The 23,447-nt window shown below is 69.2% G+C and carries 18 protein-coding genes; 12 read left to right on the plus strand and 6 right to left on the minus strand.

Annotated elements, in window-relative coordinates; genetic code table 11:
* Positions 1-18: 18 nt before the first annotated feature.
* From D7Y21_RS29665 to D7Y21_RS29715, 11 genes are all read left to right on the plus strand, one after another.
* The gene (locus D7Y21_RS29665) at positions 19-2,358 is read left to right on the plus strand and encodes a transglycosylase SLT domain-containing protein (RefSeq protein WP_370039427.1); all 2,340 of its coding nucleotides are present in this window, start codon (positions 19-21) and stop codon (positions 2,356-2,358) included.
* A 114-nt stretch (positions 2,359-2,472) separates the two neighbouring features.
* Positions 2,473-3,882 (plus strand): hypothetical protein, encoded by a 1,410-nt coding sequence (locus tag D7Y21_RS29670; RefSeq protein ID WP_233612326.1) that lies wholly within the window; start codon positions 2,473-2,475, stop codon positions 3,880-3,882.
* Positions 3,883-4,031: 149 nt separating this feature from the next.
* Positions 4,032-5,180, plus strand: a complete 1,149-nt coding sequence (locus tag D7Y21_RS29675) for a hypothetical protein (RefSeq protein ID WP_120568181.1) — start codon at positions 4,032-4,034, stop codon at positions 5,178-5,180.
* Between the two features lie 14 nt (positions 5,181-5,194).
* The gene (locus D7Y21_RS29680) at positions 5,195-6,229 is read left to right on the plus strand and encodes a serine/threonine-protein kinase (protein WP_121717151.1); all 1,035 of its coding nucleotides are present in this window, start codon (positions 5,195-5,197) and stop codon (positions 6,227-6,229) included.
* 25 nt (positions 6,230-6,254) lie between these two features.
* A complete protein-coding gene (locus D7Y21_RS29685) occupies positions 6,255-6,635 on the plus strand; it encodes a VOC family protein (RefSeq protein WP_120568179.1) in 381 nt (126 codons plus the stop codon).
* Between the two features lie 84 nt (positions 6,636-6,719).
* A complete protein-coding gene (gene selA / locus D7Y21_RS29690; protein WP_121717152.1) occupies positions 6,720-8,114 on the plus strand; it encodes an L-seryl-tRNA(Sec) selenium transferase in 1,395 nt (464 codons plus the stop codon).
* The gene (locus D7Y21_RS29695) at positions 8,111-8,704 is read left to right on the plus strand and encodes an HNH endonuclease (RefSeq protein WP_120568177.1); all 594 of its coding nucleotides are present in this window, start codon (positions 8,111-8,113) and stop codon (positions 8,702-8,704) included. The genes selA and D7Y21_RS29695 overlap by 4 nt, the downstream gene beginning before the upstream one ends.
* 123 nt (positions 8,705-8,827) lie before the next feature.
* Entirely contained in the window at positions 8,828-9,874 is a 1,047-nt protein-coding gene (locus D7Y21_RS29700) for a P-loop NTPase (protein WP_233612327.1), read from the plus strand.
* Positions 9,871-11,547: a helix-turn-helix domain-containing protein gene (locus D7Y21_RS29705; RefSeq protein WP_121717154.1), complete on the plus strand. Its 1,677-nt coding sequence runs from the start codon at positions 9,871-9,873 to the stop codon at positions 11,545-11,547. The genes D7Y21_RS29700 and D7Y21_RS29705 overlap by 4 nt, the downstream gene beginning before the upstream one ends.
* Positions 11,548-11,624: 77 nt before the next feature.
* On the plus strand, positions 11,625-11,888 hold the full coding sequence (locus D7Y21_RS29710; protein ID WP_120526362.1) for a hypothetical protein: 264 nt from the start codon (positions 11,625-11,627) through the stop codon (positions 11,886-11,888).
* Between the two features lie 11 nt (positions 11,889-11,899).
* Positions 11,900-12,922: an RluA family pseudouridine synthase gene (locus D7Y21_RS29715; protein WP_120568175.1), complete on the plus strand. Its 1,023-nt coding sequence runs from the start codon at positions 11,900-11,902 to the stop codon at positions 12,920-12,922.
* Here D7Y21_RS29715 and D7Y21_RS29720 read toward each other — a convergent pair.
* Both D7Y21_RS29720 and D7Y21_RS29725 read right to left on the minus strand, forming a co-directional pair.
* Positions 12,903-14,213 (minus strand): HD-GYP domain-containing protein, encoded by a 1,311-nt coding sequence (locus tag D7Y21_RS29720; protein ID WP_120568174.1) that lies wholly within the window; start codon positions 14,211-14,213, stop codon positions 12,903-12,905. The genes D7Y21_RS29715 and D7Y21_RS29720 overlap by 20 nt on opposite strands.
* 4 nt (positions 14,214-14,217) lie before the next feature.
* Positions 14,218-15,984, minus strand: a complete 1,767-nt coding sequence (locus D7Y21_RS29725; protein WP_121717156.1) for a HEAT repeat domain-containing protein — start codon at positions 15,982-15,984, stop codon at positions 14,218-14,220.
* A gap of 198 nt (positions 15,985-16,182) precedes the next feature.
* Here D7Y21_RS29725 and D7Y21_RS29730 point away from each other — a divergent pair, with 198 nt between their 5' ends.
* Positions 16,183-16,515: a hypothetical protein gene (locus tag D7Y21_RS29730; RefSeq protein WP_120568172.1), complete on the plus strand. Its 333-nt coding sequence runs from the start codon at positions 16,183-16,185 to the stop codon at positions 16,513-16,515.
* Positions 16,516-16,561: 46 nt separating this feature from the next.
* Here the strand turns inward: D7Y21_RS29730 and D7Y21_RS29735 are convergent, their stop codons facing one another.
* From D7Y21_RS29735 to D7Y21_RS29750, 4 genes are all read right to left on the minus strand, one after another.
* The gene (locus tag D7Y21_RS29735; RefSeq protein WP_121717158.1) at positions 16,562-19,030 is read right to left on the minus strand and encodes an OPT family oligopeptide transporter; all 2,469 of its coding nucleotides are present in this window, start codon (positions 19,028-19,030) and stop codon (positions 16,562-16,564) included.
* 70 nt (positions 19,031-19,100) lie between these two features.
* Entirely contained in the window at positions 19,101-19,988 is an 888-nt protein-coding gene (locus D7Y21_RS29740; protein ID WP_120568170.1) for an RNA polymerase factor sigma-32, read from the minus strand.
* A gap of 418 nt (positions 19,989-20,406) precedes the next feature.
* On the minus strand, positions 20,407-22,476 hold the full coding sequence (locus D7Y21_RS29745) for a DUF3488 and DUF4129 domain-containing transglutaminase family protein (RefSeq protein WP_121717160.1): 2,070 nt from the start codon (positions 22,474-22,476) through the stop codon (positions 20,407-20,409).
* Positions 22,473-23,417 carry a DUF58 domain-containing protein gene (locus tag D7Y21_RS29750; protein WP_121717164.1) on the minus strand — a complete coding sequence of 315 codons (945 nt, stop codon included), beginning with the start codon at positions 23,415-23,417 and terminating at the stop codon, positions 22,473-22,475. The genes D7Y21_RS29745 and D7Y21_RS29750 overlap by 4 nt, the downstream gene beginning before the upstream one ends.
* Positions 23,418-23,447: the final 30 nt, after the last annotated feature.

Consider the following 23,447-nt stretch of genomic DNA (forward strand, 5'->3'; position numbering starts at 1 on the left):
GTCCCCAGCACCGCCCCGGTGGCTCCGGCCGCCACGGCCCCGGCTCCCTCCGACGACACGGATCAGGCCCCCACGACGCGCACGGACAACGCGCCGTCGGAGGCGCAGCTGACGCCGCCGCCGGACGCGGACAAGGCGCCGTTGCCGGTGGGCTACGTGCAGGTGTTCAACCCGGCCTTCCCGGGGCTCGTGCCGCCCACGCCGGTGGTGCACCGCGGGCGCCGCTACGGGCTGGAGGACCTGACGCCGTACTTCGCGGACGGCAAGAAGAGGGACGCGAAGGACGCGTTCGACAAGGGCCAGTACCCCAAGGCGCGCGCGCTGCTGGAGGGTGAAGGGGACAGCCCGCCGGTGCGCTACCTGCGCGCGCTGTCCGCGGTGCGGGCCGGGGACGACAAGGCGGCGGCGACGGAGATGGCGGCGCTCGCCAACGACTACCCGGCGCTGAAGGACCGCTGCCTCACGCACGCGGGCGTGGCGCTGGAGTCCCAGGGCCGGCTGGATGACGCGGCGGCCAGCTTCAAGCAGGTGCCGGAGGGCTCGCGCATGTACGTGGACGCGCGCCTGGGCCTGGCGCGCGTGCTGCGCAAGAAGAAGGACTACGACGGCGCCATGGAGGCGCTGACGCCGCTCACCCAGCGCATGATGACGGGCTGGGGCCGCAACGTGGGCGCGGAGGCGCTCATCGCCACGGCGGACCTGGCGGTGGAGAAGAAGGACAAGGCCGCGGAGAAGGCCGCGCTGTGGAAGCTGTGGGCAGCCCAGCCCCTGTCGCCCATCGTCAAGCAGGTGGAGAAGCGCCTCAAGGGGCAGACGCCGCCCGTGGACGCCAAGGTGGGCCGCGCGGAGGCGCTCATCGAAGCGCACCGCAACAAGCAGGGCATGGCCATCCTGGAGCCGATGCTCAAGACGATGAAGCTGCCGGACGCGCTCGCGTGCCGCGCGCACTTCGCGTTCGGCAAGGGGCAGCGCAAGGAGCGCCAGCACACCGCCGCCATCCAGATCCTCACGCCGGTGGTGGAGCAGTGCAAGGACCGGGACCTGTTGCCCCGCGCGATGTACGTGCTGGGCTCGTCGCGCTCCATCGTGGATCAGCAGCGCGGCCCGGACACCTACGAGCGGCTGGCGAAGGAGTTCCCGGACCACTCGTTCGCGGACGACGCGCTCTTCTACGCGGCCGACCTGTACGTGAAGACGAACCGCCCCAAGGAGGCCATGGCGCGCCTGGATGAAGTGGCGCGGCTGTACCCCAAGGGCGACTTCCTGGGCGAGGCGCTCTTCAAGGCCTTCTGGGTGGCGCGCACGTCGAAGGTGGAGGACGGAGGCTTCTCCTTCCTGGACCGCATCGAGGCGCAGTTCGTCAACGCGGACGAGTCCTACGACGTGGAGCGCGCGCGGTACTGGCGGGCGCGCACGCTGGAGGAGCGCGGCAACATCCAGGGCGCCGCGGAGCTGATGGAGAAGCTCGCGGTGGAGCACCCGGCCACGTACTACGGCCTGATGGCGCGCTCGAAGCTGGGCGAGCTGGACCCCAAGCGGCTGGAGGCCGTGTCGGCGTCCATCTTCGACGTGCCGGAGGCCGCCAGCCCCTGGCCGATGTTCGCGGGCCCAATGGGGGACGACCCCCACTTCCGCGCGGGCGTGGAGCTGTTGCGGCTGGGCTTCGCGGACTCCGTGCCGTCGGAGCTGATGCTGGTGAACCGCGCCAACCAGCCGCCGGAGTCCATGCGGTTGCTGGTGATGGTGCTGTCGCAGTCCGGCGACGCGCGGTCGGCGCACGCCATCGCGCGGCTCGCGCTGCGCAAGGACCTGAGCGGGCGCATCACCGCGCAGACGCGGCCCGTGTGGGAGGTGGCCTATCCCAACGCGTTCCGCGAAATGATCGAGAAGCACACCGCGCCCGCGGGCGTGGAGCCGGACCTGCTCCAGGCGCTGATGCGCGAGGAGAGCGCGCTGGACCCCAAGGCCCTGTCCTGGGCCGGCGCGCTGGGCCTCACGCAGCTGATGCCCTCCACGGCGAAGGGCGTGGCGCGCGAGCTCAAGGTGAAGCACTTCACCGTGGACTCGCTGCTCCAGCCGGAGCTGAACATCCGCTTCGGCGCGCACTACCTGGGCGGCCTCATCAAACAGTTCAAGGGCCACACGCCCTACGCGGTGGGCAGCTACAACGCGGGCTCCGGCGCGGTGAACCGCTGGCGCTCGGCCAAGCCGGACCTGGCGCTGGATGCGTGGGTGGAGGAGATCCCCATCGCGGAGACGCGCGGCTACATCAAGCGCGTGCTGCGCTCCTACAACACCTACCAGCTGCTCTACGGCCGCGCGCCCAAGGTGCCGGTGATGCCTAGTGCATCGCGTTAGTGTGTAATCCTGGCTGAAGCCTGAATTCGCGCTTTCGTTGTGGAGGGGGAAGGGCGGGCCGTGATTTCGTCGGCCGCCATGCTCCCCCTCCGAACGAGAATCGCTCCCCTCGCAGTGGCGGTGTTCACGCTGGTGGGCCTGTGTCTTCCGGCTGAAGCCGAGGCGCAGGCCTGGTCGCTGACGAACGCGCAGCGGCAGGCGTTCCTTCGCTACTACGCGCCGGTCATCTTCAAGCGCGCGAACGCGAACGACAACAAGCACGGCTACGACTGGCTGACGAACTTCGACTTCGACCAGGACGGGGACTTCTCCAACAACAAGCTGCACTGGAAGCAGATCAACCAGTACGTGGACGCGTCGCGCGCGGGCCCCAGCGCGTTCGACAAGTGGCGCATCCGGCCAACGCTCTACACGTCACTGATTGAGTACATGGACGGGGGGAAGAACCTCACCCTCGTGTATCACCTGTATCACGCGCTGGATAAGAACGCGGCGGGCAACTGGCAGCTGCATGACTGGGAGCGCGTCGAGCTGCAAGTGAAGAACGTGGTGGGCAACCCGGGCAGCGGCGAGTCCGTGGCGTACGCGGTGGTGACGCAGCACAAGCGCAACGTGGTGCGCCGGGCGGGCAGCGGGGACCTCCAGTTCATGCAGACGGGCACGGGCAGTCACCTGCTCATCTGGCAGGCGGAGTGGTCCGACAAGCTGTTGGCGCCGCACGGGCAGGAGCTGCGCTTCGTGACGGATCCGTACTCATTCTTCGCGGGCCGGATGGCGTCCGGGGGGAAGGCGGAGGCGGACGTGAACAACGACGACGGGCGCAAGAAGCTGCACTTCGTCTTCGTGCCGGAGGACGACGGGGCGGCGGTGGCGGCGTTCAACGCACAGCCGGTGCGGTACTCGACGGCGGACGCGCAGGCCAGCCGCTATGACAACGGGTCTTCGGCCAATTGGCCCGCGGTGAAGCGCGTCACGTACGAGCTGCAGGACCTGGCGGACATCCTCCCCACGCACTGGGAGCACGGGGGCTATGCGACGCACTGGCTGCCGGACGCGCCGCAGTTCTTCTACCTGGAGAGCCCGGTGGTGAACGAGGCGGGGCAGGCGGAGGTGAGCGTGGGGCTGCAGCGCTTCTTCTCCAAGACGCGCGACGTGGAGGGGCAGGACGACCGCGAGGGCTACCCGTCGAAGAAGTGGTTCTTCGGCACGTTCGAGCTGAACGACAAGGCGTCGGACACGGGCGGCGGCGGGTCCAGCGAGTTCCACGACAAGTCGTGGGCGGGCACGGTGGCGGACTCGCGGGGGCAGACGCGCATGAGCGCCAGCGGCTACCCGGCGTCGGTGAACTCATACTGGTGGCAACACGATTACTTCGTGCACTCGGGAGTGACGGACGACACCGACGGGCGAGAGCAGGGCTTCTGGCTGCAGGGTGGGTGGTACCTGCCACAGAACGGCGGATTTGACGGACGCTGGGTGCAGCTCTTCGACGACCGGCCGGGCAAGGAGTCAGGCGAGTACTGAATTGGTCCTGATTGCCGGGTGGGGGCAGAGCGAGAAGCGGCGCTCATGCCCACACATGCAGGCGCACTGGAATAATCCCGTGACCGGAGTGGGACTGGTAGGATTGAGGAGCAGTCCCACCCCCCTCGTTTGCGTGAAGGAAACACGCCATGAGCCAGCCCAGCGCCCCCAGTCCCCAACAAATAGACCTCAACCGCACCGCCGTGGAGATCGCCCCCGAGACCTTCTGGGTCGGGAAGCGCGAGCCCGGCGGCATCTTCTTCGCGAACCCGTTCGTGCGCCGCTTTCGGGGCACGGACCCACGGACGGCGAAACCCGCCGAGTTCAACCTCCTCATCGACCCCGGGTCGAGCAGCGACTTCTCCACCATCCACACGAAGGTGGTGTCGCTGATTGGGGGGATGGACCGGCTGTCGGCGCTCTTCATCAACCACCAGGATCCGGACGTGGGTTCGTCCGCGAGCATCATCTCGGCGCGCTACTCGCCGCGCGCGAGCATCCTGTGCTCTGAGGACACCTGGCGGCTCATCGTCCACTTCAACCTGCCGCGAAACCGCTTCATCCCGACGGAGAAGTTCTCGCAGGGGCTGAGCGTGCCCACGGGGCACAAGCTGTTGCCGGTGCCGTCGCCGTTCTGCCACTTCCGGGGCGCGGTGATGCTCTACGACCCGCAGACGCGGGTGCTCTTCACGGGGGACCTCTTCGGAGGCCTCACGGACAGCAAGGCGCAGGGCCTGTGGGCGGACGAGTCCGACTGGAATGGCATCCGGGCGTTCCACCAGATCTACATGCCGGTGAACTCGGCGCTGGTGCGCGCGGTGGCGGCCATCCGGAAGCTCACGCCCGCGGTGGAGATAATCGCCCCGCAGCACGGCCGCATCATCCGGGGCAAGCTGGTGCAGCAGTTCCTGGAGCGCATGGAGCGCCTCCAGGTGGGCCTGGACATCATCGACGAGGCGCAGGACCGCACGCACCTGCAGGCCTGGAACGCGGTGATCGACCGGGTGCTGAACCTGGCGCGCGGCTACCTGGGCGATTCGGTGGAGGCGAAGCTCACCGCGAGCGAACAGCTGTCGGACACGGCGAAGTTCAACGGCCAGCGGCTGGAGGTGGGCCGCATGGGCAAGTGGACGCTGGAGCACGTGGTGGAGGTGCTCTGCCAGGGCGAGCCCTCGGAGATTTCGGGCCCCATCATGGTGGAGGCCACGCTCGCTGCCGCGGAGTACAACCTGCCCACGCCGCACCTGGACCTCGAAGGCGCGGGTGCGCCGGCCCCCGTCTCACTGCTGGAGTCGTGAGAGGGGAGGGAAGGGTGCATTCCAAGGACCGTGACAGCGGAGGATTGACCTACCTGGGCCCGGAGGCGCTGAACGCGCGGCCGGGCAACGCCGTGGCCGAGGACGGGTCCGAGCCGACGCTGCCGCAGGTGCGGACGCCCGTGTCACCGGGGGGGACATTGCTCCAGGGCGCGGTGACGCCCCGGCCTCCCGCGCCCGTACACCAGGGGCTCGTCCCCGGGCAGGTGGTGGCGGGGCGCTACCGGGTGGAGAAGTGGCTGGGCGTGGGCGGCACGTCGGCGGTGTACCAGGCGCTGGACGTGAAGAAGCAGCTGCGCGTGGCGCTCAAGGTGCTGGCCGTGCCGTACGCCGACGAGGCGATGGTGACGCGCTTCCGCCAGGAGGTGGAGCACGCCCGGGCGCTGGAGCACGTGAACATCCTGCATGTGTTCGACGCGGGCTCGGACGGGGAGAGGCATTACCTGACGGTGGAGCTGCTGGAGGGGCAGGACTTGCGGCAGGTGATGCAGGAGGGGCGCCCCAGGCTGGCCAATGCCTTGCGGTGGCTGACGCACGCGACGGTCGCGCTGGAGCATGCGCATGCGCGCGGGGTACTGCACCGGGACGTGAAGCCCGGGAACCTGTTCATCACGCGCACGGGCGTGCTGAAGCTGATGGATTTCGGGCTCGCCAAGAGCGAGCACGTGATGGGGAACACGGCGCAGGGCGCGACGCTGGGGACGCCGGAGTACATGGCGCCGGAGCAGGTGAAGGGCATGGAGGTGTCGCCAGCCACGGACCTGTATGCGCTGGGGGTGGTGGCGTATGAACTGCTCACCGGGCAGCTCCCGTTCCGGCATGCGCAGCCCATTCCGCTGATGCTGATGCATGTGCAGGAGACGCCCGTGCCTCCGAGGAAGCGGCGTCCAGAGCTGCCGGAAGCGTTCGAGCAGGTCGTCCTCAAGCTGATGCGGAAGCAACCCGAGGAGCGTTACGCGAGCGCCACGGTGCTGCGCGCTGAACTGGCGAAGCTGTGGCCGCTGGCACTCCAGCAGGGGCGCGCGTTATAGGAGGCTCCTTTCCCAGGGGGCCTCCATGTCTGTCAAATTCAACCACACGATCATCGCCGCGAAGGACAAGGTCGCGTCCGCGCAATTCCTCGCGGAGTTGCTCGGGCTTCCGGAGCCCACGCCGTTCGGGCACTTCCAGGTGGTGAAGCTGACGGATGGGGCGTCGCTCGACTACGTCACGACCCAGGACGCGATCCACGGACAGCACTACGCGTTCCTGGTGACGGAGGAGGTCTTCGATTCGCTGATCGCGAAGATCCGCGACCGGAAGATCCAGCACTGGGCCGACCCGCGCGGCCAGCACGAGAACCAGATCAACACCCATGACGGAGGCCGCGGGGTCTACTTCCAGGACCCCAACGGCCACTACATGGAGGCCATCACCGTGCCGTACGGAGGCTGGTGACGCTTCAATGTCTGGGATTGCGCTCCTGCGACGGTTGAGTGACGGCTCTTCTCGTCGCAAGTCCGGGTAGTAGAGTCCCGGGGCATGGGCGCTGCGTCGAACTCCCCGGATGGCAAGAACGCATTGCTGCGCGGCCTTCCGTCCATCGAACAACTCCTGCGACGGCCGTCGCTGGAGTCCCGGCTCGCGAACCTTCCCCATGCGCGCGCGGTCGCCGCGCTGCGGCTCGCTGTCGAACGCGTACGCGCCCGGCTCCTCGCCGGGGACCTGCGCCCCTTCGAGGACGAGGATGTGGAGGCGGCGCTCGTGTCCCTGGCCACTCCGAACCTTCGGCGCGTGATCAACGCCACCGGCGTCGTGCTCCATACGAACCTCGGCCGTGCACCGCTCGCGCCCGAAGCCGTGGAGCGCGTCGTCGCCGTGGCTCGGGGCTACTCCAACCTCGAATACGACCTGGACGAAGGCGAGCGCGGCAGCCGTTACGCGCCGCTCATCGGCCTCCTGCGCACGCTCACCGGCGCGGAGGACGCCATCGTCGTCAACAACTGCGCGGGAGCCGTGCTGCTCGTCCTCGCCGCGCTCGCCTCCGGCCGCGAATGCGTCGTGTCCCGCGGCGAGCTCGTGGAAATCGGCGGGGGCTTCCGCATCCCGGACGTCATGCGCCAGTCCGGCGCGAAGCTCGTGGAGGTCGGCACCACCAACCGCACGCGCCGCGCGGACTACACCAACGCACTGAGTCCAGACACCGGCCTCATCGTGAAGGTCCACCGCTCCAACTTCGCGCTCGTCGGCTTCACCGAAGAGGCGTCCCTCGCGGAGCTCACCGAACTGGGACGCTCCCGTGACGTGCCCGTGTTCCAGGACCTGGGCTCCGGCGCGCTCGTGCCCCTCTCTGGCCCGGGCCTCACCCCGGAGCCCACCGTGGGACAGGCCATCCGGGATGGCGCGGACGTCGTCGCGTTCTCCGGCGACAAGCTCCTCGGAGGTCCCCAGGCAGGCGTCATCGTTGGCCGCTCGGACCTGCTTCAGCGCATCAAATCCCACCCGCTCACACGTGCGCTGCGTGTCGACAAGATGACGGTCGCGGCCCTGGAGGCGACGCTGGAGCTGTACCGGGATGGCCGCGCGGACGCGGTTCCCACCCAAAGCCTGCTCACCCAGCAACCGGCTCAGTTGCAGTCCCGTGCCGAACGCCTGGCGGCCTTGCTCGCCGCGAACGGCGTGGAGGGCCGTGTCGTGTCCGTGGATGGACAGGTAGGTGGAGGTGCCATGCCTCTGGCCCGGTTGCCTTCCTTCGCTTGCAGCCTCACCGTAGAAGCGCCGAAAGTATTCCTGGAACGTCTGCGCGAAGCCGAGGTGCCGGTTATTGGCAGGATTGCGGATGACGAGGTCGTTCTCGACGTCCGGTGTCTCTCAGAGGAGGACCTGGGGCAGGTCGCGCAGGCTGTGGCGGCCGCCCGTTCGGGAAGCCATCCATGATCAACAGCGCCGTGCTCGTTTTAAACCGGTACTACCAACCGGTTCACGTGACGTCGGTCAAACGGGCCTTTTCCCTGCTGTATCAGGGCGTCGCCAAAGCCATCGACGAGCAGTACCGCCTGTATGAGTTCGAGGACTGGGCCGCCCTCAGCGCCACCCAGGACAGCATCACCACCATCGACCGCACCATCCGCGTGCCGCGCGTCCTCGTGCTCGGCGCGTATGACCACCTGCCGCGCGCCAAGGTGCGCTTCTCGCGCCTCAACATCTACGCGCGCGACAACGACACCTGCCAGTACTGCGCGAAGCAGCTGCCCCGCAGCGATCTCAACCTGGACCACGTCAGCCCGCGCACCCAGGGCGGCAAGACGACGTGGGAGAACGTCGTGTGCTCCTGCGTACCCTGCAACTTGAAAAAGGGTGGGCGCACTCCTGAACAGGCCGGGATGCGGCTGCTCAAGAAGCCCGTGCGACCGCGCTGGACGCCCCTGTTCCGCGGCGCCATCCGCAAGATCACCTACCGTGAGTGGCTGCCGTTCCTGCACCTCGCGGACGTGTCGTACTGGAACGTCGAGCTGCTTGACGAGTGACAGCGAACGGCTCCCCGGCCGCCTGCTCCCCGAGCCTCCGGGCTCCGGGGCGCGGGCTCCGGGCGCTACAGGGGCCGGCCGTGAAATGGCGGGGTGTCGACTCGGGCGGTAGGACGGGCTTTGATGCGAGCCTTCGTGAAGCCCGCCCCCCTGCCTCCATCCGCTCCCGCCTCCCTGGCTGGCACCTCGCCGCGTGCAGACAATGACGAGTCGCCCTCGGGACCCGCGGGCCTCGCGCGGCGCTCCCGCGCGCGGCGGATCATCGCGGTGGGCGGCGGCAAGGGCGGCATCGGCAAGTCTATGGTGTCCGCCAACCTGGGCGTCGCGCTCGCGCAGGCAGGCCAGAAGGTGCTGCTCGTGGACGCGGACCTGGGCGGCGCCAACCTGCACACCTGCCTGGGCGTGGGCCCTCCGGAGTCCACGCTGTCGGACTTCCTGCGGCGCGGGAAGGCCCACCTCGAAGAGGTGATGGTCTCCACCGGCGTGCCCGGGCTGTCGCTGATCGCCGGCGCGCAGGACTCGCTGGACGCGGCGAACCTCAAGTACGCGCAGAAGCAGAAGCTCCTGCGCACGCTGCTGTCGCAGACGACGGCGGACTACCTCATCCTCGACCTGGGCGCGGGCACCAGCTTCAACACGCTCGACTTCTTCCTCATCGCGGACCACGGCCTGCTCGTCGTGCTGCCGGAGCCCACGTCCGTGGAGAACGCGTACCGCTTCGTCAAGGCGGCCTTCTTCCGTAAGCTCCAGCAGACGGAGGCGCGCTACGGCATCCAGGACATGGTCGAAGGCGCGCTGTCCACCCGCGAGGGCGGCCTGCGGACGCTGCACGACATCGTCGCGCAGGTGCGGCGCAAGGCCCCTTCGGACGCGGAGCGGCTGGAGCGCGAGCTGGCGGCGTTCCACGTGCGGCTCGTCGTGAACCAGGCGCGCACGGACGCGGATGAGAAGGTCGGCTCCGCGATGGTGTCCGCATGGAAGAAGTTCTTCGGCATCGACATGGATGACCTGGGCGCCCTGCGCCACGACGATGAAGCGTGGCGCGCGGTGCGCAAGCGCAAGCCGGTGCTCCTCGAGCGCCCCGACTCGCCCGTGTCCCAGGGACTCCAGCGCATCGCCGCTCGCATCCTGACGCTCGACGGCTTTTCCCCCGAGTCCGCCATCCCATGAAGCCCTTCGCGCAGCAGACCTACTACGAGCTCCTGGAGGTGCCGCCCACGGCGACCGACGCGGAGATCCGCGCGGCCCACCAGCGCCTGATGGAGCTGTATTCGCCGGATTCCATCGCGGTGTACGCGCTGGGGGATCCGGATCAGGTGGAAGCCCTGCGTGAACGGATGAACGAAGCGATGGAGATGCTCACCGACGCGGACCTGCGCGTCGAGTATGACCGCTCCATCGGGCTGTCCACGGAGCGGCTCGCGAAGGCCGCCGCGACGGCGGAGGCCGCGGGCGCGGTGGACTCGGCCGCGCGTGTCGCGGAGGCTCTGGCCACCGCCGCGGCGGCGCTGGCGAAGGCCGCGGGTGCGGTGGATGCCGAAAGGCTGGAGGCGGAGTCGCGACTGAAGGCCGCGGCTTCCGTGAACGACAATGAAGGGGAGGCGCCTCGCGCGAGCGGGCCGCCTGGAAAGAGCGAGGAGCGGATGCGGGGTGAGGAGTCGAAGCGGCAGGAGTCCTCGGGGATGGACGCTCCAGGCGTGCCCTCCGAGCCGGTGACAGTGGGAGGCGTGGCGGTGGTGGAGGCCTTCCGTGCCTCGTTCACCCGGAGCCTGTCGTTTGTCTACGTCCCCGCGAGTCCGCTGCGCGGGCAGGGCAGGGGACCCACCGAAGCGCCGGCCCCCGCCGTGGACGCGAAGTCCTCCGGCGCCGAGAACGCGCCGGCTGCTTCCGAACCCAAGGCCGAGGCACCCAGCCCCGTCGAGAGCACTGCCTCAGCGGTCGCGTCCCCAGCGGAAGCCGTGCCTCCGGCCGGATCCGCTTCCGTGCCCGCGAGCTCCGCTGTCGAGCCCCCGGTGGCGGAGGAGCCCGCCGCTGCTCCTGCCGCCGAGGCCGTGCCGGATCGCGTGGACGCGCTCGAAGTCCCTGTTGCCTCCATGGCAACAGAGGCTCCGGCTCCCCAGCCCGCGGCGGACACCGGTGCGGTGGCCGCGACGCCCACTCCGGAAGCCAGCGCCACGCCTGTCGCCGCGTCCCAGGTCCCTGAGACCGGATCCGCGGCCTCCAGCCCCGCGCCCGTGGCGGACACCTCGGCATCGGCGGCCGTGACCACCCAGGGCGAGTCGGATCCGAACCCTGCCCCGGGCGCTCCGGCCCTGGACTCCAGTACCACCGCGCTGGCCCGGATCCCGGCCACCGGGGCCTCCCGCGCCGCCGTTCGGCCCCTGACGTCGCGCCCCATCGACTCGCGTCCGCAGCAGAACGGCCCCACGGGGCCGGGCACCGTGAAGGGCCCCACGGTCCGCAAGCTCGGGGAAGCCCAGGTCCTGGCGCAGGACTCCGCCATCGCGACCGCCGAGTCCGCGCTGGCCCAGGTGGCCGCCAAGGTCCGCGACGCCCGTCCCCGGGGCGTGGACATCCCCTCGGACGCCGAGTTCAACGGCGAGCTGCTCCGCCGCGTCCGCGAGGCCCGCGGCCTCACCATCCAGCAGCTGGCCGACCGCACCCGCATCTCCGTGCGTCACCTGGAGAACGTGGAGGCGGACCGCTACACCGCGCTCCCCACCACCGTGTACCTGCGCGGCATCCTCATGAACCTCGCCCGGGAGCTGGGCCTGGACCCCCTGCGTGTGTCCAAGAGCTACCTCGCGCTGTTCTCCGAGAAACCCGCCAAGGCGGGCCGTTGACCGGGAGTCGGCCGAGCCCCCTCCCGTGCGACGGGAAAAGTTGACTCGCACGGGGTGGGTGCCTAAGTAGTGGCACGATGACGGAAGAGGAAAAGGTCAAGGCGATGCGACTCGCCCGCGCGATCGCCTCAGATATTTCGCTCTACAACGAGCAGAAGATCATCAAGGGCATCGAGCAGGACAACCTTTTCGAGGTCCTCAAGGAGGAACTTGAAGAGGGGCGCGCGCTCTACAAGAGCCGCGTGAGCGCGGAGATCAGCACCCAGGCGAACTTCTTCGAGCGCGCCATCAACGACATCGTGCTGCGCTCCAAGGCGCACGTGAAGTCGAAGATCTGGTAGCGCGTCCCGCCGTGGCCTCACCCGACACGCGCGAGCACCGCGCCCTCCCCGAAGCCCGGGGCGAGCGGCTGGATGCGTACATGGCCCGCGCGTTCCCGGACCTCACCCGCTCCCGCCTCCAGGGCCTCATCGCGGACGGCCACGTGCTGTCCGACGGCAAGCCCGCCAAGGCCGCGCAGCGTCTGCGCGGAGGCGAGGTGCTGGTCCTCCACGTCCCCGCGCCCGTCGCCGCCATCCCGCAGGCGGAGGCCCTGCCCGTGTCCGTGCTGCACGAGGACCGCGACCTCGTCGTCGTGGACAAGGCCGCCGGCATGGTGGTGCACCCAGGCGCGGGCCACGCGTCCGGCACGCTCGTCAACGCGCTCCTGCACCGAGTGAAGGACCTGGCCGGCGTGGGCGGCGAGCTGCGCCCCGGCATCGTCCACCGGCTGGACAAGGACACCACCGGCTGCCTCGTCGTCGCCAAGCACGAGCAGGCCCTGGTGGCGCTCCAGAAGGCCTTCAAGACGCGCGAGGTCCAGAAGACGTACCTGGCCCTGGTGCACGGCGCGCCGCCCGCGGAGGGGCGCATCGAGACGCTCTACGGCCGCCACCCCATCCACCGGCAGAAGTTCACCGGCAAGGTGAAGGAGGGCAAGCCCGCCATCACCCTGTTCCGCGTGCGCGAGGTCTTCGACGGCGCCGCGCTGGTGGAGGTGGACCTGCTCACCGGCCGCACGCACCAGATCCGCGTCCACCTGGCGGAGGCCGGACACCCGCTCTTGTGCGACGCGCTCTACGGCGCCGGCCGCAAGGCGAAGGGCGCGGTGGCGGAAGCCCAGGAGCTGCTGGGCCGCCAGGCGCTGCACGCGTGGCGCCTGGCCTTCGAACACCCGCGCACCCACAAGGCGCTGGACCTGGAAGCCCCCCTCCCGGAGGACTTCACGAAGGCGCTCACGCGCCTGCGCGAGGCGAGCACTCCACCGGGGCCTCCCACGAAGGCGAAGCCCGCTCCGAAGAAGGCGGCGGCGAAGGCTACAGGCCGGAAACGCTGATCTGCTGCTGGCGGCGGGAGAGGACCTTGATGGGCTGGATGGCCATCACCCGCATGAAGACGGACAGCAGCTCCGGGTCGAACTTCTGGCGCATCTCCGTCCACATCAGCATCAGCGCCACCTCCGGGCCGTACGCGTCCCGGTAGGGCCTGCGGGAGGTGAGCGCGTCGTACGCGTCGCAGATGGCGATGATCTTCGCGTACACCCCCAGGTTCGTCTTGGGGATGATCATCTGGATGTTGCCGCGCGCGTCCCGCACCGCGGTGCCGTAGTCCGTCTTGTGCTCGAACGTCGTCACCACGCGCAGGAGCGTGGAGCGGCTGAAGCCCTTCTCCATCAGGATGTTGCGCACGCTGATGAGCGGCGCGCGGGCCACCGTCGTCTTCTCGTCCGCGGTGAGCGCGCCGCGCTTGGTGGACAGCTCCTCCGGCAGCGTCGTCATGCCCGCGTCGTGGAAGAGCGCGATGTAGCCCAGGTCGCGCAGCTGCGGCTTGGTGAGCCCCAGCTCCGCGCCGAACACGATGCACATCAGCGCCACGTTCACCTGGTGGTAGACGAGGTAGTCCTCCTCGCGCTTCTGCGTCGTCATGCCCAGGAAGTGGGTGCGCTGATCGTAGGAGATGTCCACGAAGTCCTGCACCAGGCGCAGCGCCCGCGACGAGCCGATGGGCTTCCCCGCGCGCACGGACTCCAGGTACTTCTGCAGGAAGAACACGGCACGCGCGTACACGGTCATCGCGTACTTCTTGCGGTCGACCTTCTGGTCGCCCGGCGTGTCCATGTCCTTGTTCATCTTCTCCTTCAGCTTGGAGAACTTCGCCACGCGCATGTTGAGGAGCTTGCGCCCCTGAAGGCCGTCCTCTTCCGCGGTGGTGGACTGCTCCTTGCTGAAGATCCAGACGAAGTTCTTCAGCTCCTGCACCGTGACGGGCTTGGTCAGCGTGATGCCGCCCACGTCCTTGGCGCGCATCTCCGACAGCAGGTAGCGCTGGTTCTCGATGGAGTTCAGGTCCACCTTCACCAGCATGCCGTTCAGGTAGTAGGAGTCCTTGACGCCCGTCAGCTCCAGCCGGCCTTCCTTGCCGATGATCTGGTTGATGATGTCCTGGAGCTGGTGGAGCGGCTTTTCGAAGACCGCGTTCTCCGGGTCATACATCTTCACCGAGCGCACCAGCATGTAGAGGCCGGCGAGCATGGAGCGCGACAGGTTCTGGAGCTTCTCGTTGTGCTCTCGACCGTACTCGCCCAGGTTTTCGTCCTGGGTCTGATTGATCTTCAGATTGTCGGCCATGGTGTCAGCTCGCCTCTTCCGGCAGCGCCGAGTCCCCGAACAGGGCCTTGCGCGTCTGGTACATCGCCTTGCGGGCCGCGGTGAGGACCTCCAAGGGCTGCGCCTTGTCCTCCACCACGCCCTGCAACATCTTGTAGGACTGGATGGAGCCCGCGCCGCCCAGGCCGGTGATGGCCAGCAGCTTGTCCTCCATCACCCGCCGCTTGTTGAGCAGCGAAGGCTTCACCGTCAGCAACTGCTGCATCATGGACAGCGCGGCGGGCAGGTTGGTGGCCCCGATGGCCCCATAGAAGGCGGCCTTCTCGTCGGACGTCTTCTTGTCCCAGCCCGGGTCGCGCACCTGCCGCACCAGGTCCGTGAAGGCCCGCTCGCGGTCGAACTCCGGCAACAGCTTCGCGGCCAGCATGCGCACCTGCGAGACGCCGTCGGTGAGCGCATCCAGGATGATGCGCCGGGCCTCCGCCGTGCGGCCCCGTCCGATGATCTGCATGACCTCCAGCTTCACCACCAGGTTGGGGCTCTTCATCACCTGGCCGAACATCTTCACCCGCTCCGGGTGGTTGCTCTTCTCCAGGATGTAGACCATGTCGCGCACCGTCTGCGGCCGGTCCGACAACAGGCGCGCGACGAAGGGCTCCGGCAGGTCGCGCGCGAACGTGGCCAGCACGTCACCCAGCAGCAAGCGGTTCTCCGGCAGCTCGATGGTCTCCAGCACGCTGAGCAGCGGCAGCACCGAGTCCACGCCCAGCGCCTGCAGGTAGCGCGTCACATCCTGCGGCTGCCGCGTGCGCGTCGTCTTCAGCGACTCGCCCATCCGCGTGAGGCGCTGCTCCTCGCCCATCTTGTGGAGGAAGTTGGTGAGCAGCCGCCCCAGGTCCTCGCCGCCCTCGCGCTGGGAGAGCGCGCGCAGCTTGAGGACGATCTGGTTCACCGTGGCGAAGTCGTCCTGGAGCAGCAGCATGTCCAGCAACTGCAGGAAGATCTCCTCCAGCAGCGCCGCGTCATCCACGCCGCCTTCCACCACCTGGAACACCGCGCCCACCAGCTTGGGGAAGAGGCGCGCGTTCTCTTCTTCCGTGATTTCGCGCTGGATGCGGGCCTTCAGGTCGTCCGTGGCGTGCCGGCCGCCCACGACGAGGCCGCGGATCTGCTCCACGCCGTCCAGCTTCGAGTCCAGGTCCTCCGCGGACACGCGCGCGAAGCGCAGGAAGTCATCCGAGTTCGTCTGGAGGCGGGAGTAGAGGTAGCCCACCACCTTGTCCACCTCCACCTGGACCTCGTCCTCGTTGGCTCCCTCCATGGAGAAGCCTTCCACCACCACGTACTCCACCTGCTGCATGCCCGCGCGCCACAGCTGCGCGAGCACGTCGTCCGCGCCGCGCTCCGGCTCCGACAGCGCGATGAGCGTGAGGGTGACCAGCTCCTCCAGGGGCAGCCCCGGGCGGAAGATGAGCTGGCGGATGCCGTCGCGGAAGAACTTGTAGGGGAGCGGCGACTCCTCGGAGAAGAGCGGCTCGCCGTGCAGCATGAAGTTCTGCTGCTCCACCTTCAGCGAGAGCGGCCCGAACTTCTCCGTGTACGAGGAGATGGACTCCAGCGCCTTGGAGAGGAACTCCGGGAAGCGCGCCTCGTTGTGGCGGTACATGCCAATCTGCTTGATGCCCTTGAGCAGGTGGAACGCGAACGTCTTCGCCAGTTCCACCTTCTCGCGGACCTCCGGTGACTGCTCCGGTTCCGCGGTCGCGTCCGTGACTTTCTGGGGCTGTGCCATGAAACCTGAAGAATCCGGAGGGGGCGGAAGGCCCCGGTGGGGGGAGCTTGAGTGTACTCCCGTCCAGGTTCCGGTCCCAATTCGGGAACTGCCCAGAATCCAGGGGGTTGGCGTGACACCTGGGCAACATGGGGCGGACTGGCGGTGAAGCCCCGGTGTGTTACGCAAGGGGCCCCTTTGCCGTCCGGAGTCCCGTCCATGAAGCGACTGGCCGCGTCCGCCCTGGTCCTGGCGTCCCTCACGGGGTGCTTCCGCATGAGCGTGCGCAGTCCGGCGCCGCGGGATGGCGCACCGGAGGCCCAGACGGGTGTGAGCCTGGTGGAGGGGCTGACGACGTCCAACGTGGCCGCGGCGGAGTGCCGGCATGGCCTGTCCCGGGTGGACGTGTACTGGCCGTGGTGGAGCCCGTTCGTCTACGCCTTCACCTTCGGCATCGTGACGCCGCTGCGAGCGGAGTACGTCTGCGCGAAGGGGTCGGCGGACGTTGCCGGCGGCGACACGGAGGTGCCGCCGTCGGTGCCCGGGCTGTGACGGAAACCTCCCCGCGATGACGAAGCGGGGAGGGTGATTCAAGCCGTCAGTGCGACGGCGGCGGGGCTTCCGCGCCGCTCTTGCCCTTGAGGGCCGAGCGGAACAGCACGGCGGTGAGGACGGCGAAGAACGCCAGGCCCCAGACGTTGGACCACGTCGGGTGCGCCAGCTCGCTCTCGCCCACGGCGTTGAGGAAGGATCCCACCGCGCCTTCATGCCCGAAGAGGGCGGGCAGGTTGATGGCGCGCGTCCAGGCCCCGTCGCTGGCGATTTCGAGGATCGCGATGAGCACGCCCGCGATGGAACCGCCCGCGATGTAGCCGGAGGACATCAGCGTGCCGGGGGAGAACTCGGCCTCCGCCGCGCTGCCGCCGCGCAGCTTGTCCACGAGGAAGCGGACGATGCCGCCCACGAAGATGGGCGCGCTGCTGCTGATGGGCAGGTACACGCCCACCGCGAAGGGCAGTGAGGACACGCCGCACAGCTCCAACATCAGGGAGATGAAGACGCCGAGGAGAACCAGGTCCCAGGGCAGCTGCCGGGTGAGGATGCCGTCGATGATCAGCGCGAAGAGCTGCGCCTTGGGAGCGGAATAGCGGGTGAGCTTCTGGCCTTCATGCTCGACGATGCGGCCACCAATGCCGGGGTCGACGAGGTACTGGATGGCCCCGTCCGAGTCCACGAGGTAGCGCCCCGCAGGCACTGGCGTGTTGGCTCCGTGCACCAGGCCTTCCTTGTAGACGTGCTCCGGGCCTTCGGTGATGGCGCCCGCCTCGGAGAGCTTCAGGGACTGGCCGCTCGCCAGGGTCAGCGTGAGCCCCGCGACGTCCTGTGCGGAGCGGGACTGCCAGCTGCGCAGCTCCTGGCTGCCGTTCTGGGCTTGCGACTCCAGGCGCTCTGCCCACAGGGCTCGCTTGACCTCCGCGGGCTTCATCCCCTTCTCGGCGAGGGCCTGCTCGGACACGTTCCAGCGATAGGTGTGCTGGGTGTGGGTCGTCTCCGTGAGCTCGGAGACCTGCACGTTCGGGTGCGGCTCCGGGACGATGACGGTCGCACCCCGGTTGAGCACCACCAGCACCAGCCCGATGAACATGGCGCTCGTGAGCACACCGACGAACAAGGCGATCTGCTGCTTCCTGGGCGTGCCGCCCACGAGGAACGCCGTCTTCAAGTCCTGCGCGGTGGTGCCGCCGTTGGACGCGGCGATGCCCACGATGGCCGCCGTGGTGAGCGCCATGAAGCGGTCCGGCGACGACGTCCAGCCGAACAGCAGGTACACGAGGCAGGTGATGATGAGGGTCGCCACCACCATGCCGGAGATGGGATTGGAGGAGGAGCCGATCTCACCCGTGATGCGAGCGCTCACCGTCACGAAGAAGAAGCCGAAGATGACGATGAGGATGGCGGAGATGAAGTTGACGTGCAGGGGCGGCGCCAGCCAGATGGTGAGGATGAGGAGCGCGCTGCCCACCAGCACCACGGTGATGGGCAGATCCTGCTCGGTGCGAGGCATCGCGGGCAGCATGCCCTGGGTGCGGGAGGCGCGGAGGGTCGCCACGCTGCGCTTGAACGCCCCGATGATGGTCGGCATCGAGCGCAGCAGGCTGATCAACCCTCCCGTCGCGACCGCGCCAGCGCCAATGATGAGGACGTAAGCCTTGTGAATCTCATCCGGCGACATGTCCTTGATGAGCTTCCCGTTCTGCACCAGCAGCGGCGTCTCCGTGCCGCTGCCGAAGAAGGAGATCATCGGGATGAGGATGAGGTAGCTGAGCACGCCGCCCGCGAAGGTGATGCCCGCCACGCGCGGCCCGATGATGTAGCCCACGCCCAGCAGCTCCGGGGACACCTCCGAGGCGATGGTCGCGGACTTGAGCGCCTTGATGGGCGCGCCGATGACCTCCTTGAAGAGCTTCATCCCGGAGTAGGCGAACTTGTAGAGGCCGCCGATGATGAAGCCCACGATGACCGTGCGCGCGTTGGTACCGCCCTGCTCGCCCACGATCAGCACGTCCGCGCTGGCGGTGCCCTCCGGGTAGGTGAGCTTGCCGTGCTCCTGGACGATGAGGCCCTGGCGCAGCGGGATCATCATCAGCACGCCCAGCACGCCGCCCAGCGCGGCGGTGAGGAACGCGTGCGTGAGGCTGATGTCGTAGCCCAGGATGAGCAGCGCGGGCAGCGCCGCCGCCACGCCGAACGCGAGCGACTCACCCGCGGAGCCCGTCGTCTGGACGATGGTGTTCTCCAGGATGCTGGAGCGCCCCAGGGCCCGGAAGATGGCGATGGAGAGCACCGCCACCGGGATGGACGCGGACACCGTGAGGCCGACCTTGATGGCCAGGTACACGGACGACGCCGCGAACACGATGCCCAGCACCGACCCGAGCACCAGGCCACGGAGGGTCAGCTCCGCTGGCGACTGCTCGGGGGACACATAGGGTTTGTGCGGGGCGGAGCCATGCGCCTCCGCGAGAGGGACGCGATCATCGACGACCGGCGGGGAACCGTGGGACAAGCAGGCACTCCTGACAGGAAATCAGGGGGCCCGTTCTAGCAGGGTCTCCGCCGGGGCGCGAAAACAGCCCTCAGCCCTGGGCGGCGAGCGTCTCCGGATCCACCTCCGCCATCAGGGCGGCCAGCTCCGACTTGAGCTTGTCCTTGGCGCGGATCTCCAGCTGGCGCGCGCGCTCGCGGGAGAAGCCGAAGTGCTCACCCAGCTCCTTGAGCGTCATGGGGCGCTCGTTCATCACGCGCTGCTCGATGATGAAGCGCTCGCGAGGGTCCAGGCGCATGAGGGCGGTGCGGACGCGGTTGTTGATGAGGCCCGCCTCCTCCTTGTCCGCGAACTCGTCGTCCTGGGGCGCCGCGGCGCTCACCACGAAGTCCACGTGGCTGTTGCCGCCGTCCTCGCCCATGGGCGCGTCCAGGGACAAATCCCGGCCGCCCATGCGCTGCTCCATCTCCCGCACTTCGCCGGGCTTCACATGGAGCTTGCGGGCAATCTCATCCACGTTCACCACGGCCTCGCCGCTGCCCAGCTTCTCCAGCTCACGGCGCGTGCGCGCCAGACTGAAGAACAGCTTGCGCTGCGCCTGCGTGGTTCCAAGCTTCACCAGGGACCAGCTCTTCAGGATGTAGTTCTGGATGTACGCGCGGATCCACCACACCGCGTACGAAATGAGGCGGATGCCCTTGTCCGGGTCGAACTTCTGCACCGCCTTCATCAGGCCGATATTCCCCTCCTGGATGAGGTCCGACATCTTGATGCCGTAGGAGCGGTACTCGTAGGAGACCTTCACCACGAAGCGCAGGTTGCTCGTCACCAGGCGGTGGCCCGCGGCCAGGTCACCCTTGATGAACCGGCGCGCCAGCTCCTGCTCCTCCTCCACCTTCAGGAGCGAGTACCGGTTGATCTCCGAGAGATACATCGCGAGGGAGCCAGAATTGGACGACTGCTCGGTCGAAGCCTGCATGGATGGATTCTCCAAATCGGGCCTCCTGCCGCGGCGGAGGCGCTTGAAAGGTGCTCTGGGTTCAAGTCCTACAACTTGACGTGTCTGCCCTGAGCAACCGGGATGCCAACCAGGGTTGGATGTATTCGCGTGTGTCTCCGAGGGGTTGGAGGACGCAGGTGGGCGTCTCCTGGCGACGGTCTGTAACCGTTACCCGTGGCCGATAGGAAATCAGCGGGTCTGCGAGGGGAGAAAATGCACGGCGTGGTGCCCTCGAGCGCACGTCGCCATGACGTTCGCGAATGGGGTTTCGTGAAACGCTTAATGGCGACGGGTGGCGGCTGTGGAGACATTTCTCCACCTCGGCCGGGCGTTCCTGGGGAGGGCGGGCGACCGGCGACGGAAGCCCGCTTCCGTCCGGAGGGCACTTCTCTTCCGCTCAGGAGGCGCGGGCGGTAGGGCCCGCCTGTCCGGCCGGCTTTACTGCTCGACGGGCGGCTTCCGCATCCAGCGCGCGGCGCAAGGTGGCGAGCAGGTGCTCGGCCTCGCCCTCGCGCAGGGCACGGCCGCCGAAGCGGGCCTCCAGGTAGCGGCGGGTGAGGGGCGTCAGTGCCAGCGCCAGCGGATGGCCTTCGCGCGCCAGGCGCGTGGTCAGGTCCTCCAGCGTCTCGTGTTCACCGCGCGGCACCTGGGCCTTCTGGAGCACCGCGTCCACCCGGTCGAGGAAGCGCGTGGCCTCCAGCACCGGGGCGCGGCCCGTCCAGCGGGAGACGAAGCGGCCCGCGCGCCAGACGACAAAGGCCACGACGGCGGCCGTCACCCACGCGCGCGGCGGGGGCAGGCGGCTGGGCGTCTGGTTCGCGGGGGCACCGGCCGGACGGCGCGGCGGGCGGACCAGGGCGCTCGCCATCTCGAACTGGTCGCGGAAGGAGTAGTCGACGACGGAGTTGCGCCAGCGCGCCTCCACTGCTTCATAGAAAGCGAGCAGGTTCTCCAGCAGCGCGGAGCCCTGGCTCGGGCGGTTCGACGGCGGAGTCGCGTCCACGGTGATGAAACCCCGCCCCGGGACGAGCACGTGCGTCCAGGCGTGCGCGTCGCCCGCGCGCAACAGGTAGCCGCCGTCCATGCGCGCGCCGCCATAGAAGCCCGTGGCGAGCCGCGCCCCGATGCCCTGCGTGCGCAGCATCAGAGTGAGCGCGGTGGCGAAGTGCTCGCAGTGGCCCGCCTTGCGCACGAAGAGGAACTCCGCCAGCGGATCCTCCGGCGTGCCTGCCTGCTCCAGCGTGTACGCGTAGTCCCGCTGCAGGAATGCGGCGAGCTTGCGCGCCGCGGCCAGCGGCTCCTTCTCGCCCTGGAGCACCCGCGCCGCGAGCTGGGCGACGCGCGCATCCAGGTGATCGGGCAGCGCCAGGAGCTGGTCGCGCTCCGCCTGGACCAGGCCAGGGGACAGGCCCGCCTTCGCGTCCGGCGGCAGGCTGTAGGCCTCGTAGGTGTACGAGGGCGCGATGACGGTGAAGCGCACCTCGCCCCCGCCTTGGAGTTGCACCGGGCTGTACCGGGTGCCGGTGGGCGTATGGGCCCTGGCGTTGCCCAGGCGCGAGGGCATCTCCAGGGCAATCAGCGTGCGGGCGCCGTACGCGGGCAGGAGCTCGATGCGCTGGTGGAGGAGCGTGTCGCTGGCGGGGCGCAGGGTGATCTGCCGCTCCGTCTGTTGCGCGCCGACGACGTTCGTCCACTCCATGCCGTCGAAGGTGTCGTAGGTGCGGCCCACCCAGTAGGCGTCCAGCGCTTCGCGGCCTGGATCCGGCGTGAGCGTGGCGCGCAGCACCACGCGCGGGTTGCCCTTGATGGTGCCCGCGCCGCCCAGCCGCACGGTGTTGGAGTAGCCCGCGCTGCTCACCGCGCCGAAGCCCGGCGCCGAACGCGGCCCCACCATGGCCCAGTTGAGGCGGGGGAAGAGGACGAAGAAGGCCACCGCGCCGGCCACCGCGAACATCACGCCCGTGGACAGCGGCCGCAGCACCGCGCGCACCGGCACGGGCTCGCCGTCTGGCACCGCCGCCTCCACCACGCCCAGCGCCAGCGACAGGCTGGCCAGCACCCCGAAGGCGATGAGGAACAGCGCGTACGACATGTCGCCCGACAGCGCCGCGCCGCCGGCCACCATCAAGAGTCCCGTCAGGTGCGTCTGGCCCTCGGCCGCGGCGTCAGGCGTGGACAGCATCCGCTGCGCGGCGATGAGGCTCGCGAAGGCGCACGCCGCCACCACCGCGTTCATCGCGCCGGCCGTCAGCTGGAGGCCCAGGAGCACCGCCGCGATCAGCAGCCCCAGCGCGGACAGGCGGGAGAAGCGCGCGACGAGCCGCACGTCGCACAGCGCCAGCACCAGCGCCCCGATGAAGACGCCCAGCACCCACACGGGAAGCTGGCCGGACAGGGCCATCGCGCCAAAGGCGGAGCCCACCGCCAGGTCGCGCAGGATGAGCCGCAGCCTCAAGGGGCGCTTCACGCGGCCTCCCGGGAGGCCGTCCCTGCGTCCGCGCCCTCGAAGCCCACCCACGCGAGCGCCTGGAGGATGCGCCGCTCCTGCGAAGCCCCCGCGGCCGGGCGCAGCGCGCGCTCCGGCAACTGGAGTCCGACCTCATGCCCGGCGTCCAGGAGCTGGTGCGCCTGCGCGGCGACCTCCTCACAGCGGCGCTCCAGCGCGTCGCCCGTGAGGCCCGTCTCCAGCGCGAGCTTCCAGACGCGGCGCTCCTCGCGCTCGCGCTCCACCTTCAGGAGGCGCCCCGCCGCGGCGCTCTTCAGCCAGTGGATGCGGCGCGCGTCCTCGTTCACGGCGAGCTCGCGCAGGCCCGCCACGTCGCCGGTGCCGTCCAGGTGGCGCGGGCTGCCCGCCTCGCCCCGGGGGCCCTTCTCCGCGGGCCCCGGTTCCTTGCAGGCGTAGCCGCGGCGCGGATACACGAGCAGCGTTCCCTCCAGGGAGAACACGCGCGTCTTGGCGAACAGGCCCAGCGGCCACGTGGTGGTGACGCGCACGCCGGACAGGCGCACGGGGCCCCGGTGTGGCGCGGCCAGGTCCGCCCGGACGATGTGCTCCTTCCCTGCGGACAGGTGCCCCAGCTTGCCGGTGCCGGTGAGCGGGGAGAGGTCCTCGGAGAGCGTCAGCGCGAAGCCGTGCCCCTTCTTGCGCGACACCGCCCAGCGGTAGGCGAAGGGCTCACGCGCGAAGGCCGCGTCCGCGCCCACCCGGCGCACCGTCAGGTCCCGCAGGCAGCGCTCCGACAGCACGCCGGACACCACCACCATGCTGAGCAGCAGGCCCAGCAGCAGGTAGAGCAGGTTGTTGCCCGTGTTGAGCGCGCCCAGCCCCACGCCGAACGTCACCACCAGGTACGTGCGGCCCGTCTTCGTCACCGACAGCGTGCGCGGCGGACGGAGGAGGGCGCGCAGCCGCGCCTTGAAGGGGGGACGGGCGGGGGC

The organism is Corallococcus sp. AB045, assembly GCF_003668895.1.
GTDB classification, from domain to species: domain Bacteria; phylum Myxococcota; class Myxococcia; order Myxococcales; family Myxococcaceae; genus Corallococcus; species Corallococcus coralloides.